This window comes from Curtobacterium sp. P97 (genome assembly GCF_023712445.1).
In the GTDB taxonomy this organism is placed as follows: Bacteria; Actinomycetota; Actinomycetes; order Actinomycetales; family Microbacteriaceae; genus Curtobacterium.
In genome coordinates, this window is the sequence record NZ_JAMAYF010000001.1 from 219163 (window position 1) to 233790 (window position 14628).

Here is a 14628-nt window from a genome sequence, read left to right on the forward strand (position 1 = left end):
TCGCACCCGATCACCCACGAACGTGTCCGCAGGAGCGAGTCTCCCGCTCCATCCACACGTCCCCACGAACACAGCAGGACCCACAGATCGCCTCCCGAGCCGCTTGTTCCGCAGTGGGAGCCCGACAGTGGAGGTGTGCGACACCACCGAGAACGACCCACCCTGCTGCGCGCCGACGGTGACGACTCACGCGCGCGGACCCTCCGCCGGCAGCACCGCGCTGGCCTCCTCGTCCGGCTCCGCGCCGGCACGTACCTGCCTCGCACGTCCTGGGTCGAGCTCGATGAAGCCGACCGGCACCTCGTCCGCATCTGGGCGGTCGCGCCGGCCGTACCCACCGGAGCTGCGTTCTCGCACGTGTCCGCCGCACTCGTGCACGGCTGGCCCCTGGTCGGCCCGGCACCCGAGCGCGTCCACGTGACGGTACCGGGGGCCGAGCGCACCCTCCACCGCGCCGGCCTCGTCCTGCACGCGTCCGGTGGCACGCGGGTGCGCCTGGCCCCGGCTCGCCTCGACGGCGTCCCGGTCACGGACCTGGTGACCACGGCATCGACGGTCGCGACCTCGCTGCCCGTGCACGTGGCTGCCGTGGCGATCGACGGGGCGGTGCGCGCCGGTGCGCTGACGCCGTCCGAGCTCGCCACGGCACTCCCGGCCGGCCCTGCGCGCGGATCTCGACGAGCGCAGACCGTGCTGCGGGCACTCGACGCTCGGCACGAGACCGCCGGTGAGTCCTACACGGCCGTCCGGCTGGTCGAGAGCGGCATCGACCGGGTGGTACCGCAGCACGAGTTCCGCCACGACCACGACGTCGACCGCGTCGACTTCTGGCTCCCGGACAGCGGCACGGTCATCGAGTTCGACGGCAAGGTCAAGTACACCGACCCGACGATGCTCGCGGGCAGGGACCCGGGTGAGGTCGCCTGGGCGGAGAAGCGCCGGGAGGACCGACTCCGGCAGCGGAGCGAGGTGCGGACCGTCATCCGCGTGACGTGGTGGCACCTGGAACGACTGGATCGTTTCCAGGGCCTCCTCCGGGCGCACGGGCTGGTGCTGTGAGACGAGACTCGGTCCCGCGGACAACTTCGCGGCAGGTGAACCACGAATGTGTCCGCGAGGCCGAGTCTCGCGAAGCGGACCGCCGGACCGCCGGACCGCCGGACCGCCGGGCCGGCAGCGCGCCCCGCGCACGACGAAGGCCGCCACCCCGAGGGGCAGCGGCCTTCGCGAAGAGCAGTACGCAGTACTTACGCGAGCTCGATCGTGGCGCCGGCGGCCTCGAGGGCCTCCTTCGCCTTGTCGGCCGTCTCCTTGTTGACACCCTCGAGGATCTTGGCGTCGGCGGTCTCGACGAGCGCCTTGGCCTCGCCCAGGCCGAGCGACGTGAGGCCACGGACCTCCTTGATGACCTGGATCTTCTTGTCACCGGCCGACTTGAGCACGACGTCGAACTCGGTCTTCTCCTCGACCTCCTCGGCGGGGGCAGCAGCGCCACCGGCCGCGGCGACCGCGACGGGGGCAGCAGCGGTGACCTCGAAGACCTCCTCGAACTTCTTCACGAAGTCCGAGAGCTCGATGAGCGTGAGCTCCTTGAAGGCCTCGATGAGCTCGTCCTGCGAAAGCTTCGCCATGATTTTCTCCTACTACTAGCTAGTACGTGTGGTTGATGAACGCGTGCCTGGTCAGGCCGCGGACTCCTGCTTCTCGCGGAGGGCGTCCACGGTGCGGACGGCCTGCGAGAGGGGTGCCTGGAACAGGTACGCAGCACCGAACAGCGAGGCCTTGAAGGCGCCGGCGAGCTTGCCGAGCAGCACTTCGCGGGACTCGAGGTCAGCGAGCTTGTCCACCTCGGTCGCGGTGAGCGGGTTACCGTCGAAGTAACCGCCCTTGACCACGAGCTGAGGGTTCGCCTTGGCGAATGCACGCAGCGACTTCGCGACGGCGACGGTGTCACCGTGGACGAAGGCGAGAGCGGACGGACCGGCGAGCTCGTCGTCGAACGAGGTGATGCCGGAGTTGTTCGCCGCGATCTTGGTCAGCGTGTTCTTCACCACGGCGTACGTGGCGTGCTCACGGATCGAGTTGCGGAGCTCCTTGAGCTGCGCCACCGTGAGACCGCGGTACTCGGTGAGCAGAACGGCGTTCGAGCTCTGGAATGCTTCCGTGAGCTCGGCGACCGCAGCTTCCTTGTTCGCCATGGTTCTCCTTGGGGTTCTTGCCGGCTAGCCCCTGGTCACCACACGAAAAAAGCTCCGGCGCAGAGGCTCGGAGCTGCTCCCCCACGAACGGGAGGAGTGGATCTGAACACCTGCGCTGGCTGCCCCACGAGTGAGGACCTTCGGTCTGTGCGCGAGCGCACAGACGACCGGCGGTCTTTGGCTTCGATGAAGGTACCACAGGATCCGACGGTGACCAAGCGCCGGACGGGAGGCGCGGGGCGGCGCCGCCCCGTTCCTCCAGTCCGTCAAGCGGTCGGCGTCACCGTGCCGGACGCGACCGCCGGCCGCGTGGCCGGCAGGTGCACCGTGAACACCGTGTCGCCGGGTCGGCTCGTGACCGCCACGCTGCCGCCGTGCGCCTGCACGACCGCGTCGACGATGGCCAGGCCGAGGCCCGTCGACCCGGCGCTCCGCGACCGTGAGCTGTCCGCCCGGGCGAACCGTTCGAAGAGCTTCGGCAGGAACTCCGGGTCGATGCCCTGCCCGTCGTCGCGCACGGTCAGGTCGACGCCGTCGGCGCCGGGTGCGAGTCCGACCGTGATGCGGGTCCCCTCCGGGGTGTGCGTCCGCGCGTTCGTCACGAGGTTCACGACCACCTGGTGGAGTCGGGCGGCGTCGCCGGGCACGACCACCGGTTCGTCCGGCACGTCCACCGCGATGACGTGGTCCGGCGACGCGGCGTGGGCGTCGTTGACCGCGTCGAGCACCAGACCGGTCAGGTCGACGTCGGCGAACTGGACCTCGCGGCCCTCGTCGAGGCGGGCGAGCAGGAGCAGGTCCTCGACCATGCTCGTCATGCGCTCCGACTCCGACTCGATCCGGCTCATGGCGTACACGACGTCCGGCGGCAGGTCGGCGCCCATCCGTCGGGTCAGCTCGGCGTACCCGCGGACCGACGCGAGCGGGGTGCGGAGCTCGTGCGAGGCGTCGGCGACGAACTGCCGGACCTTCTGCTCCGAGCGCTCCCGGGCCTGCATGGCGCCCGCGATGTGTCCGAGCATGCGGTTGAAGGCGGTCCCGACCCGGCCGACCTCCGTCCGTGGGTCGGTGTCGGGGACGCGGACGCCGTCGAGTGCGTCGCTCCGTTCGAGCGGCATCCGGGCGACGGACGACGCGGTCTCGGCCACGCGCTCGAGCGGGCGGAGCGAGCGGCGCACCACGACCGCGGCGACCCCGGTCGCTGCGAGCAGGGCGAGGGCGGTGACCACGAGCACCACGCCGAAGAGCTTCCAGACGCTCTCGTACACGGGCGCCATCGGCAGGCCGACGACGAGGACCGCGGACCCGAGCGACACCGCGGTGACCCGGTAGCGGCCGAGGTCGGTGCCCAGGTCGACGGTCTGGGCCGAGCCGTCGACGGTGACGTCCCCGAGCGGCCGCACGGCGGAGGACGCCAGCCGGTCGACGTCGCCGGCGTTGTCGAGCACGCTGCCGACGACGGCGTTGCCGTTCAGGAAGTAGGCCGTCAACGTGCCGGCCGACTGCCCGCTCGGTCGACCGATCTCGAGCCCGGGGCCGCCCGGTCCCTGCTGCTCGACCGACCGCTGGGCGCGCGTCGTCGCGAACGAGAGCTGCTCGTCGATCGCCGCCCGCTGGATCGAGAACAGCGCGATGATGCTGCCCGCCCCGATCACCGTGCTGAGCGCGACGACGATCGCGACGATGCTCAGGACGAGTCGTCGTCGGAGCGTCACGAGGTCGGCTTGATGACGTACCCGACGCCGCGCACCGTGTGGATCATCGGGGTCTCGCCGGCGTCGATCTTCTTGCGCAGGTAGGAGATGTAGATCTCCACGACGGAGCTCTTGCCGCCGAAGTCGTACGACCACACCCGGTCCAGGATCTGCGCCTTGGAGAGCACCCGCCGAGGGTTGCGCATGAGGAAGCGGAGCAGCTCGAACTCGGTCGCCGTGAGCTCGATGGACCGACCGGCGCGGGACACCTCGTACGACTCCTCGTCGAGCACCAGGTCGCCGACGACGATGCGGGAGTCACCGGCCTCCGACACCGAGATCTGCGAGCGACGGATGAGCCCACGGAGGCGCGCCACGACCTCCTCGAGGGAGAACGGCTTGGTCACGTAGTCGTCGCCGCCGGCGGTCAACCCGGTGACCCGGTCCTCGACGGAGTCCTTCGCGGTGAGGAACAGCACCGGGGTGTCGTCGTTGTTCTGCCGGAGCCGACCGAGCACCTGCAACCCGTCGAGGTCGGGCATCATCACGTCGAGCACCATCGCGTCGGGCTGCCACTCACGGGCCGTGGCGAGGGCCTGCTGACCGCCGTTCGCGCTCCTGACGTCCCAGCCCTCGTAGCGCAGCGCCATCGACAGCAGGTCGGTGAGGCTGGCCTCGTCGTCCACGACGAGGATGCGCAACGGCGTGCCGTCGGCGCGGGTGAGGCGGGGGGCTGCTGCGGGCTGGGAGATCGTCACGTCATCGAGGATCGGTGTGGTTCCTATGAGCCGTCTGTGGCCCAGCCCTCCTCGTCCTGTGGATCGTCCGACCGGTCCCGGGGCTCGTCGACGCTTCCCGAGCAGCCGCCCGGGCGGTCGCCCGTAGCGTCGGCACCATGCTGCGATCCCCGGCCTGGCCCCCGTCCGTGACGGACGTCGACACCGCGGGCGTCGAGGCGGCGGCCGGGAGGACCGGCTCGTCCCCGCAGGACCGGCTCGCCTTCGCACGGTGGCTGGCCGACACCGCTCCGCCCCTGTCCGCAGGATCCGCCGGCGGCGCGTTCGCGGCCCTCGCCGCGGTCGCCGCCGCCGACGTCGCGCTCGCCCGCACCGTCGAACCGCACCTCGACGCGCTCGGCATCCTCGCCCAGGCCGGTTCGGCCGCCCCGGAGGGCTCGACCTGGGGCGTCTTCGCGGCCGAGGCGCCGGGGACGACGCTCACCGCGACCCCTGACCCCGCCGACGGTCCCGACGCCGTCCGGCTCGACGGGACGAAGCCCTGGTGCTCGCTCGCGTCGACGCTCTCGCACGCGCTCGTCACCGCGCACGTCGGTGACGACCGGCAGCTGTTCGCGGTCGACCTGCGACAGGACGGTGTCACGGCGCACGACGAGGCCTGGGTCGCGCGCGGGATGCCCGACGTCCCGAGCGGCCCGGTCGACTGCACCGGCGTCCGGGCGACCGCGGTCGGCGCACCCGGCTGGTACCTCACGCGCCCGGGCTTCGCCTGGGGCGGCATCGGCGTCGCGGCCTGCTGGTGGGGCGGAGCCGTCGGGCTCGCCCGGCTGCTGCGGTCCGCCGCGGCGGCCCGACCCGACGCCGAACTGCTCCGGGCAGCGCTCGGCGCGACGGTCCTCGACCTCGCCGACGCCGAGGACGCCCTGGCGACCGCCGCCGCCCGGATCGACGCAGCCGCGTCGGACGACGACACCGACTGGTCGCTCGTGGCGCAGGTCACGCGGTCGCGGGTCCGTCGCGCGGTCGACGCCGTGTCGCAGCGCGTCGTCGCGACGCTCGGCCCCGCCCCGCTGACGAGCGACCCCGCGGTCGCCGTACGGGTCGCCGACCTCGGGCTCTACGTGCTGCAGGACCACGGGGAGCGCGACCTCGCCCGGGTCGGACGCATCGTCACCGAACGCGGCGGTGTCGCGTGGTGAGCTTCGACCATCGCGAACCCGGGACCGATCCCGCGGCGTGGACGGCGTTCCTCCGCTCGGTGCCCGCGGTGCCGGTCGACCTGCACGGTGTCGGCTCGGTGGTCGTCGTCGCGCCGCACCCCGACGACGAGACCCTCGGCGCCGGTGGCCTGATCGCGACGGCCGCGGACGCCGGCATCCCCGTCCACGTGCTGCTCGTCACCCGCGGCGAGCGCTCGCACCCGGACTCCCCCACGGTGACACCCGCCGAGCTCGCGCCCCGTCGCGCCGCCGAGTTCCGGGCCGCGCTGCGCGTGCTGCACCCGACGGCCGGCGCGACCGAGCTCGACGTGCCCGACGGCGCGGTGCGGGAACACGTCGACGTGCTGCGCGCCGCACTCGAGCACCGTCTCGCCGGGGCGCCGCGTCCGACGCTCGTCGTCGCGCCCTGGCGCGGGGACGGACACCGCGACCACCGGATCGCCGGCGAGGTCGCGGAGCAGGTGGTCGACGCGACGCCGGGCACCGACCTGCTCGCGTACCCGGTGTGGGCCTGGCACTGGGACGACCCGGCTGCTCCGACCGCACCGTGGGACCGGGCCCGCACGCTCACCCTCGACGCGGACGTCCGTGACCGGAAGGCCCGGGCGCTGGCCGCCTACCCGTCGCAGACGCTGCCGTTGTCGGCAGCACCCGGGGACGAGGCGATCGTCGACGACCGTCACGCGGCGCACCACCTGCGGGTCGAGGAGTGGCTGTTCGCGCCGGTGCGGTCGCGCTCCGGGGACTCCTTCGACGCGCACTACGCGCGGAAGCCCGAGGGGTGGGACTTCGACGGCTCCTGGTACGAGCAACGGAAGCGCGCCGTCACCCTGGCCGCACTCCCCCGCCCCCGCTTCCGGTCGGCGCTCGAGCTCGGCTGCGCGACCGGCGTGCTCACCGCGGCCCTCACAGAGCGCGCGGACGCGGTCCTCGGCACGGACGTCGCTGCCGCCGCGATCGAGCGGGCGGAGCGACGGGCACCGGGCGCCCGGTTCGAGACCGCCGCGTTCCCCGCCGAGTGGCCGGACGGCCGGTGGGACCTGGTGGTGCTCTCGGAGGTCGGCTACTACCTGTCGCCGGACGACCTCGACCGCACCGTCGACCGGGTGCTCGAGACGCTCGACGACGACGGCGTGCTCGTCGCCTGCCACTGGCGCCACCCGGACGACGACGCGGTGACCGACGGCGACACGGTGGACGCGCGGCTGGCCACCCGCTGGCCGCGGCCTGCACTCGTCCGGCACGTCGAGGAGGACTTCGTGCTCAGTGTGCTGCCGGGACCCGCCGTCACCTCGGTCGCCCGGGCCGAGGGGCTCGTCCGGTGAGCGCCACCCGCATCGACGTCGTCGTCCCGGTGCACGACGAGGAGACCTCCGTCCGCGCCGCCCTCGACGCACTGGCGACCGCCGTCACGTCACTCCACGACGCGCACCCGTCGACCCGGGCCGCCGTGACGCTCGTCCTCGACGGCTGCACGGACGGCACGGCCGGCATCGTCGGGACGGCGCGGCAGGCGGACCCCGTGTGGCGGACGGGTCGCCTGCACGTCAGGACCTCGTCGCGCGTCGGCGTGGGTCGCGCGCGGGCACTCGGCACCGCGCACGCGAGGACCCTCGCCCGGGCGACCCCGCCCGGCCGACACTGGTTCGCGCACACCGACGCCGACTCGCGCGTCCACCCGGACTGGCTCGTGCAGCCGGTGGACGCCCTGCTCGCCGGGGCGCACCTGCTCGTCGGCGCGGTCGTCCCCGACCCGGACGACCTCGACCCCGCGGTGCTCGACCGCTGGCGGGCGGCACACCCGCCCGGGGCGACCCTCGGGCACGTGCACGGCGCGAACCTCGGCGTGCGGGCGGACGCCGACACCGCGTTGGGCGGCTTCGACCCCGTGCCCGAGCACGAGGACGTCCGACTGGTGGACCGGGCACGGGCACTCGGGCTCGACGTCCGGGCGACGACCGAGCTCCCGGTGGTCACGAGCGGACGCTTCGCCGGCCGGACCCCCGGTGGGTACGCGGAGCACCTCCGTCGCACCTACGGCGACGCCGGCTGACCCGCCCCTCCGGCCCCCGCCCGCCCCTTCCGCCCCTCCCGCGGAACGCAACGTCGGCGGCTGCCCGCACGGCGACACCGCTGCGAGCAGTCGCCGACGTTGCGTCGTGCGGTGCGGGTCCACGCGCAGACTCCCGCGGAGCGGCCCGACGCGCTCAGGTGACGGGGTAGTCGCAGTACGCGAACCAGCGCGAGTCGGGCGACCACGGCGGGACGTTGACCGTGCCCTGGCCGCCGTCGAGCGCGACGAGGGTCTCGGGCACGACGGCGATCCGCGCGCCCCGGGCCAGGACCCCGGGCAGCAGCCGCAGCTCGACCCGGTGGTCGGCGGGGTGCCCCTGCACGCCGGGGCCGTACGACAGGTAGAGCAGGTGCGCGCCGTCCGGGGACAGGTGCGGGAACCAGTTCACGCGGGCGTCGGCGGTGATCTGCACGGGACCGCCCACACCGGGATCGTCCGCAGCGCCGTCGCCCGCTCCGTCCCGGGCCCCGAGCCGGAGCGACGCGAGCTGCGCGGTGCCCGGTGTGAACCGCTCGGTGTTGAACAGGACGGTGGCGCCGTCCGGCGTGATCGCGCACCCGTCGTCCGGGTGGGGGTCCCGCGTGAGGAAGGTCGTGTCGCCGGACGCTGCGTCGACGAGGGCGACGTCGGTCGTCCAGACCCCCTCCGGCGTGCGCTCCCCCACGATCGCCGCGAGGGCCGAGCCGTCGGGCGCGATGCCGTGCAGGTAGTACTTCCGGACCACCGGCAGCACCGGGGCGGTGTCGGTGATGCGGGCCGCCGACCCGCCCTCGGGCAACTGGACCCGGTACAGCTCGCCGTCGCGGGCGCTCACCACCACGGAGTCGCCGCCGGGGTCGAGCACGTGGTCGTTGTTGATCTCGTCGACGCCCGGCATCGGCACGCGGACGAGGGCGGTCTCGTCGAGCACCGTGTCGCTGCCCAGCGCCGGCGGGGTCAGGAGCCAGAGGTCCCCGTCCCCGTTCAGCACGAGCGTGCCGTCGTCGCGCACGTTCGGCGCCTCGACGAGCACCCGGTCCGACGAGAACACGAGCCTCGACGTCCGGGTCTCGACGTCGTACACGTGCACCCGGCTGCTCTGCCCCGGCAGCAGCTGCCGTCCTCGCGTCCCCGTCATCTGTCCATCCTGTCGCATCGGACCACGCACCGACGAGACTCGGCCCGGCGGACAGTTCCACGGGCGAAGTCCCGCGAAACTGTCCGCCGAGCCGAGTCTCGGGTAGGCCGGCCGGGCCCGCCAGCCGAGCCCGGCCGGGCCGGCCGGGAGCGCCTACTTCACCGCACCCGCGGTCAGACCGGCCACGAACTGACGCTGCACGATGAGGAACGCCACCACGACCGGGATCGAGACGACGAGCGACGCCGCCATGATCTGGTTCCAGTACACGTTCGTCTGCGTGGAGTACTGCTGCAGACCGTTCGCGAGCAGCTGCCCGTCGCCGTTCGTCATCACCGAGGCGAAGAGGACCTCGCCCCACGCGGTCATGAACGAGTAGATGCCGACCGCGACGAGCCCGGGTCGCGCCGAGGGCAGGATGACCCGGAACAGCGCGCCCATCGGGCCGGAGCCGTCGACCATCGCGGCCTCGTCGAGCTCCCGCGGGATCGTCTCGAAGTACCCGGACAGCATCCAGATCGAGAACGGCAGCGTGAACGTCAGGTAGGTGATGATCAGGCCGAGCCACGACCCGACGAGCTGGATGCCGAGCGCGTTGCCGAGGTTCGTGAAGATGAGGAACAGCGGCAGCAGGAACAGCACGCCCGGGAACATCTGGGTGGAGAGCACCGCCGTGGTGAAGGTGCTCTTGCCCTTGAAGTTCCAGCGCGAGACACCGTACGCGGCGAACGTGGCGATGATCAGCGAGAACAGCGTCGCGATCGTGCAGACCACGAGCGAGTTCACGAAGTACTTCGCCAGCGGCACCGTCGACCACATGTCGATGAACGGCTGGAGGGTGATGTTGGTCGGGATCCACGTGAAGTTGTCCTGCACGTCGCCGAGCGGCTTCATCGCCGTGGTGATCATCACGTAGAGCGGGACGACCGTGAACAACGTCAACAGGACGATCGTGACGACCTTGAAGGACTTGGCGCCCATTGTTTCACGCACGGACGGACCTCCGGTTGGTCACGGCCAGGTAGATGCCCGTGACGATGAGCAGGAAGATGAGGAGCAGCACGCTCATCGCGGCGCCGGAACCGAAGTTCCAGGTGATGAACGACGCGTTGTAGATGTGGAAGCTGAGCAGGTCGGCGGCCGGCGGTTGCGCGGTCGAGCCGAACAGCACGTACGGCGTGTTGAAGTCGTTGAACGTCCAGAGGAACATCACGAGCACGAGCGTCACGTTGACCGGACGGACCATCGGCAGCGTGATGGAGCGCCACTGGCGGAAGGGCTTCGCACCGTCCACCGACGCGGCCTCGTACACGTCGTTCGGCACCGACTGCAGGCCCGCCATGAGCATGAGGAACGCGAACGGCCAGGTCTTCCAGATCGCGACGACGACGACCGAGACGAACGCGTTCGAGCCGATCAGCCAGAACGGTCCCTGCCCACCGAAGAGTCCGAGCTGGTCGACGAGGACGTGGTTCACGGCACCCGAGTCCCGCTGGAACATGAACTTCCAGGTGATGATGCCGGCGTACATCGGCAGCGCGTACGGCACGAGGAAGAGCGTGCGGAAGAGCCCGCGGCCCTTGAAGGGCTTCTGCAGCGCGACCGCCGCAGCCATGCCGAAGGTCCACGCCAGCGCGACGACGATGACCGTGTAGCCGCAGGTGATGAGGAACGAGTTGAGGACGCCCTTGCCGATGGCCTGGTCGAAGTCGATGGCGACCGAGTAGTTCCGCAGCCCGGCGAAGGGCGCGGCTCCCCAGTTCGCGATGAAGTACTTGGTGAGCTGCACGAACGAGATCCAGATGCCGGTGAGCATCGGCACGATGTGGATGAGCAGCTCGAAGAGGACCGCCGGCGCGACGAGCGCGTACGGCAGCCAGTGGCGCTTCGGCTTCCGACCCGGCTGCGGCCCCGACAGGGTCGGTGCCTTCGAGTGGGTCAGGTCGATGCGCTCGGAGTCGGGCAGGACCGAGGTGGTCATGGGTGGGGGCCTTCCGGCAGGAGGGGGATCGGTGCTTCGCGCGGGTCCGTGGCAGCGGACGGGAGGCGCGGCGTGCGTGAGCCGATGCGCTCACCCCCGGCGCGGGGCCGGGTGTGGAGGGGCGAGGCCCGGGGCGCGTCCTGCGGACGCACCCCGGGCCTCCCGGCCGACTAGCCGACCGACTGCGAGACCTGGTCCTGCGCGGTCTGCAGGGCCGTCTTGATGTCGCTGTCGGACACCGTGCCGCCGGTGGCGATCTTGGCGAACATGTCGTTCATCGCCTTGCCGACCGTCGACTCGAACTGGTCCTCGGCGGGCACCAGCGGGAGCGGCTTCGCCTTGTTGTTGTAGATGTCGAGGAACGTCTTCGTCTGCTCGTCGGAGACCGAGTCGGCAGCCGAGGCGAGCACCGGCAGGGCCGAGTACGGCTTGTCGAGCGTCGTCTGGGTGTCCTCGCTCGTCATGTACTTGACGAACTTCAGCGCACCGTCCTTGTTCTTCGTGTTCTTGAAGACCGACAGGTTGATGCCGGCGGGGAAGGAGGCGATGTCCTTCGCGCCCTCGGGTGCCGGGAAGGGCACCACGCCGAAGTCGTCGGCGGACATGCCGTTCGACGTGATCGTGGCGTTCGCGTTGTTCTGCGTCAGCATCATCGCGGCCTTCTTGTTCGCGAAGTCCGACACCGCCTGCGTGCCGTTGTCGTACTGCGCGTTCGAGGTGTTGACCGCCTTGTCGGACTGCATCAGGTCGAGGTAGCGCTTGATGCCGTCGACGTTCGCCTTCTGGGTGAAGGTCGGGTTGCCGTCCTCGTCGAACCACTCGCCGCCGTTCTGCGCCGAGTTGATGAAGGCGAAGTGCGCGTTCTCGGTGTACGAGCCACCGGCGATGGTGAAGCCGTACTTGCCGTCGGTGGTGAGCTTCTTCGCGTCGGCGGTCAGCTCCTCCCACGTGGTGGGTGCCTCGAGGCCGGCGTCCTTGAACATCTGCTTGTTGTAGTACAGGCCGTAGGCGAGGCCGTAGAGCGGGACGCTCGTGACGGTCTTGCCCGGAGCACCACCGGTGGACAGCGCGACCTTGCCGAACTTGTCGGCACCGCCGATCGCCTCCATCTCCGAGTCACCGAACTCCTGGAAGGCGCCGGTGGCCTGGAGCGACGTCGCCCAGGTGTTGCCGATGTTGACCACGTCCGGGCCCTGGCCCGAGGTGACGGCGGTGGTGATCTTCGTCTGCAGGTCGTTCCAGCCGATGACCTGGAGGTCCACCTTGATCCCGGTCTCCTTGGTGAACTTCTCGAGGACGGGGGTGAGCACCTCCTTGTCGTTCTGCAGGGACGTGCCCTGGTTGGACGCCCAGTACGTGAGCGTCTTCGAGTCGCCGGAGGAACCGGACGACCCGGAGGAGCAGGCCGCCAGGCCGGTCACGGTGAGTGCCGCGGCCGCGGTGATGGCCAGTGCGCGGATGGCAGTGCGCATGACTCTCTACTTTCTCGTCGTTGAGATGGTGCGAAGGGGTGTACGTGTCGGGTGCTGCTGTGTGCGTGCCGGTCGACGTCGCCGTCACCGGCGTGCGGGGTCGTCCCGATGCCCTGCCCGGGTGTGCCGTCGTCCGCGGACGGACGCCGGCGCGTCCGGTCAGGACAGGGTCGACTCCGCCGGGTCCCAGCCCTCGGGGAGGGTCGGGGAGGGTGCGACGGTGCTCTCCACGAGCACCGTCTCACCACGTTCTGCCGCCTCGGCGATGGAGACCATCACGTCGAGGACGTGGAAGGCGAGGTCGCCGGGGACCCGGTTCTCCTCACCCGCACGGAGGGAGCGGGCCAGGTCGACCACGCCCGTCCCCCGCGAGTAGGTGGACCCGACGGCGGGGATCGTCTCGGGCTCGTCGGCACCGAGCACGTACAGCTCGGTGTCGCCGTCGAAGTCGTTCGGGTCCGGGAACACGACGGTCCCCGTCTCCCCCGCGATCTCGACGAAGCCGGTGCGGCCACGGTCGGACTCGAACGAGAACACGCTCTGCGCGCTCCCGCCGTCCTCGAACTGGATCAGCGCCGAGTGGTTCGTCGGCACGTCGACGGGGAACTCCGTCCCGGCCTTCGGACCCGAGCCGATCGTGCGGGTGGCACGGGACCTCGACGCGGTGGCGGTGACCTTCGCGACGGGGCCGAACGCCTGCACGAGCGTGGTGATGTAGTACGGGCCGATGTCGAACAACGGGCCGGCGCCGTCCGCGAACAGGAACTCGGGGCTCGGGTGCCACGACTCGGGCCCGGGGCTCTGGAAGAGGGTCAGACCGTTCAGCGGCGTGCCGATCCGACCGTCGCGGATCGTCCGGAGGGCGGTCTGCAGTCCGGCGCCGAGGAACGTGTCCGGCGCGACGCTGACGGTCCTGCCGGCGGCGCGCGCCGCGTCCCGGAGCTCGGCCGCGCTGGAGCGGTCGAGCGCGTAGGGCTTCTCGCCCCAGACGTGCTTGCCCGCGGCGAGGGCGCGGAGGGCGACCTCGACGTGCGCGGCCGGGATGGTCAGGTTCACGACGATCTCGACGTCGTCGTCGGCGAGGAGCTCCTCCACCGATCCCGATCCGGCGACGCCCCACTTCTCGGCCTGGGCGGCGGCACGTGCCTCGTCGATGTCGGCGATGAACCGGACCTCGACGTCGGGGAAGACCGTGAGGTTCGACAGGTACTGGTCGGAGATGACCCCGGCCCCGATGACGCCGACCCCGACCGGGCCGGTGCGGTGCGCGGCGTCGTCGGACTGCTGCGCGCCCGCCGCGGTCGTCGTGTCGGTCATGCGCGGACCCCCTGCAGGAACGTGTACGAGTCGGCGACGGCCTGGAACACGTCGCCCTCGTGGCCGTCGAGCTCGACGACGTGCTGGGCGTCCGGCGCCGCGGCGACGATGTCGCGGATCGGCATGACGCCGTTGCCCACCGCGACCTGCTTCTCGTCGTCGTGCGAGCCGTCGCCGTCCTTGACGTGCAGGAACTGCACCTTGTCGCCGTACTTGCCGAGGATCGCGACCGGGTCGTCGCCACCGACCGTCACCCAGTAGGTGTCGAGCTCGAGGACGACGTCGTCGGACAGCGCGTCGGCGAAGACCTCGTAGGCGCTCACGCCGTCGATGCGGTTCGAGAACTCGAACGCGTGGTTGTGGTAGCCGAGCACGAGTCCGTGGTCGGCGGCGCGGGGAGCCAGTGCGCTGAGTTCGCGGGCGACGGCCTCGACGTCCTCGCGGGTCGTCCAGCGGGCCTCGTCGATGTGCGGGTCGATGAGCGTCCCCAGCCCGACCGTGACGCTGGCGTGGAGGATGCGCTCGAGGTCCTGCTCCCCAGCGTCCAGCAGACGGGCGTGGCCGCTCGGTGCCTGCAGGCCAGCGGCCGCCAGGGCGTCGCGCAGTTCCTCGGCGCGGTCGACGAAGCCGAAGGCCTCGACGTTCGTGTAGCCGATGGACGCGATGCGCTGGAGCGTGCCCGGCAGGTCCGCCGAGAGGGCGTCCCGCACCGTGTAGAGCTGGACCGACAGGGGTTGTGTCACCAGGGGTTCTCCTCGTCGAGATGGTGGATCGTCAGTGATCGAGCGTCACACTATGGCCGCTTCTGTCGGCGGTCA

At 71.4% G+C, this 14628-nt stretch carries 14 protein-coding genes; 4 read left to right on the top strand and 10 right to left on the bottom strand.

Annotation, left to right across the window (positions count from 1 at the left end; all coding sequences use genetic code 11):
* Nucleotides 1-135 precede the first annotated feature (135 nt).
* Entirely contained in the window at nt 136-1059 is a 924-nt protein-coding gene (locus M3677_RS00940) for a hypothetical protein (protein ID WP_066655203.1), read from the top strand.
* A 188-nt stretch (nt 1060-1247) separates the two neighbouring features.
* Here the strand turns inward: M3677_RS00940 and rplL are convergent, their stop codons facing one another.
* The 4 genes from rplL to M3677_RS00960 all read right to left on the bottom strand — a co-directional run bounded on the left by rplL (nt 1248) and on the right by M3677_RS00960 (nt 4644).
* Nucleotides 1248-1631, bottom strand: coding sequence for a 50S ribosomal protein L7/L12 (gene rplL / locus M3677_RS00945; RefSeq protein ID WP_066655204.1), 384 nt, complete (start codon nt 1629-1631; stop codon nt 1248-1250).
* A gap of 51 nt (nt 1632-1682) precedes the next feature.
* The gene (gene rplJ / locus M3677_RS00950) at nt 1683-2198 is read right to left on the bottom strand and encodes a 50S ribosomal protein L10 (RefSeq protein WP_058727460.1); all 516 of its coding nucleotides are present in this window, start codon (nt 2196-2198) and stop codon (nt 1683-1685) included.
* 266 nt (nt 2199-2464) lie between these two features.
* Nucleotides 2465-3913, bottom strand: coding sequence for a cell wall metabolism sensor histidine kinase WalK (locus tag M3677_RS00955; RefSeq protein WP_066655205.1), 1449 nt, complete (start codon nt 3911-3913; stop codon nt 2465-2467).
* A complete protein-coding gene (locus tag M3677_RS00960) occupies nt 3910-4644 on the bottom strand; it encodes a response regulator transcription factor (protein ID WP_368859905.1) in 735 nt (244 codons plus the stop codon). The genes M3677_RS00955 and M3677_RS00960 overlap by 4 nt, the downstream gene beginning before the upstream one ends.
* Before the next feature lie 143 nt (nt 4645-4787).
* Between M3677_RS00960 and M3677_RS00965 the strand changes: the two genes are divergently transcribed.
* From M3677_RS00965 to M3677_RS00975, 3 genes are read left to right on the top strand one after another with little or no spacing between them, the layout of a single operon-like run.
* The gene (locus tag M3677_RS00965; RefSeq protein WP_251159568.1) at nt 4788-5828 is read left to right on the top strand and encodes an acyl-CoA dehydrogenase; all 1041 of its coding nucleotides are present in this window, start codon (nt 4788-4790) and stop codon (nt 5826-5828) included.
* Complete coding sequence (locus tag M3677_RS00970; protein WP_251159569.1) at nt 5825-7174, top strand: bifunctional PIG-L family deacetylase/class I SAM-dependent methyltransferase; 1350 nt, start codon at nt 5825-5827, stop codon at nt 7172-7174. Before M3677_RS00965 ends, M3677_RS00970 begins: the two co-directional genes overlap by 4 nt.
* The gene (locus tag M3677_RS00975) at nt 7171-7902 is read left to right on the top strand and encodes a glycosyltransferase (RefSeq protein WP_251159570.1); all 732 of its coding nucleotides are present in this window, start codon (nt 7171-7173) and stop codon (nt 7900-7902) included. The genes M3677_RS00970 and M3677_RS00975 overlap by 4 nt, the downstream gene beginning before the upstream one ends.
* 154 nt (nt 7903-8056) lie before the next feature.
* On the opposite strand, the gene M3677_RS00980 is transcribed toward M3677_RS00975, so the two are convergent.
* The 6 genes from M3677_RS00980 to M3677_RS01005 form a co-directional block, all read right to left on the bottom strand.
* Complete coding sequence (locus M3677_RS00980; RefSeq protein ID WP_251159571.1) at nt 8057-9040, bottom strand: biopolymer transporter Tol; 984 nt, start codon at nt 9038-9040, stop codon at nt 8057-8059.
* Between the two features lie 153 nt (nt 9041-9193).
* Complete coding sequence (locus M3677_RS00985; protein WP_066655221.1) at nt 9194-10033, bottom strand: carbohydrate ABC transporter permease; 840 nt, start codon at nt 10031-10033, stop codon at nt 9194-9196.
* The gene (locus M3677_RS00990) at nt 10026-11021 is read right to left on the bottom strand and encodes a carbohydrate ABC transporter permease (RefSeq protein ID WP_251159572.1); all 996 of its coding nucleotides are present in this window, start codon (nt 11019-11021) and stop codon (nt 10026-10028) included. The genes M3677_RS00985 and M3677_RS00990 overlap by 8 nt, the downstream gene beginning before the upstream one ends.
* A gap of 170 nt (nt 11022-11191) precedes the next feature.
* Complete coding sequence (locus tag M3677_RS00995) at nt 11192-12493, bottom strand: sugar ABC transporter substrate-binding protein (RefSeq protein WP_066655227.1); 1302 nt, start codon at nt 12491-12493, stop codon at nt 11192-11194.
* A 159-nt stretch (nt 12494-12652) separates the two neighbouring features.
* On the bottom strand, nt 12653-13810 hold the full coding sequence (locus tag M3677_RS01000) for a Gfo/Idh/MocA family protein (RefSeq protein WP_251159573.1): 1158 nt from the start codon (nt 13808-13810) through the stop codon (nt 12653-12655).
* Entirely contained in the window at nt 13807-14553 is a 747-nt protein-coding gene (locus tag M3677_RS01005) for a sugar phosphate isomerase/epimerase (RefSeq protein WP_066655229.1), read from the bottom strand. The genes M3677_RS01000 and M3677_RS01005 overlap by 4 nt, the downstream gene beginning before the upstream one ends.
* Nucleotides 14554-14628: the final 75 nt, after the last annotated feature.

Excerpts from the sequence above, each read along its gene's own strand:
- rplL (WP_066655204.1), bottom strand. The coding sequence starts at position 1,631 with ATGGCGAAGCTTTCGCAGGACGAGCTCATCGAGGCCTTCAAGGAGCTC.
- rplJ (WP_058727460.1), bottom strand. The coding sequence starts at position 2,198 with ATGGCGAACAAGGAAGCTGCGGTCGCCGAGCTCACGGAAGCATTCCAG.
- M3677_RS00965 (WP_251159568.1), top strand. The coding sequence starts at position 4,788 with ATGCTGCGATCCCCGGCCTGGCCCCCGTCCGTGACGGACGTCGACACC.
- M3677_RS00980 (WP_251159571.1), bottom strand. The coding sequence starts at position 9,040 with ATGACGGGGACGCGAGGACGGCAGCTGCTGCCGGGGCAGAGCAGCCGG.
- M3677_RS00990 (WP_251159572.1), bottom strand. The coding sequence starts at position 11,021 with ATGACCACCTCGGTCCTGCCCGACTCCGAGCGCATCGACCTGACCCAC.
- M3677_RS00995 (WP_066655227.1), bottom strand. The coding sequence starts at position 12,493 with ATGCGCACTGCCATCCGCGCACTGGCCATCACCGCGGCCGCGGCACTC.
- M3677_RS01000 (WP_251159573.1), bottom strand. The coding sequence starts at position 13,810 with ATGACCGACACGACGACCGCGGCGGGCGCGCAGCAGTCCGACGACGCC.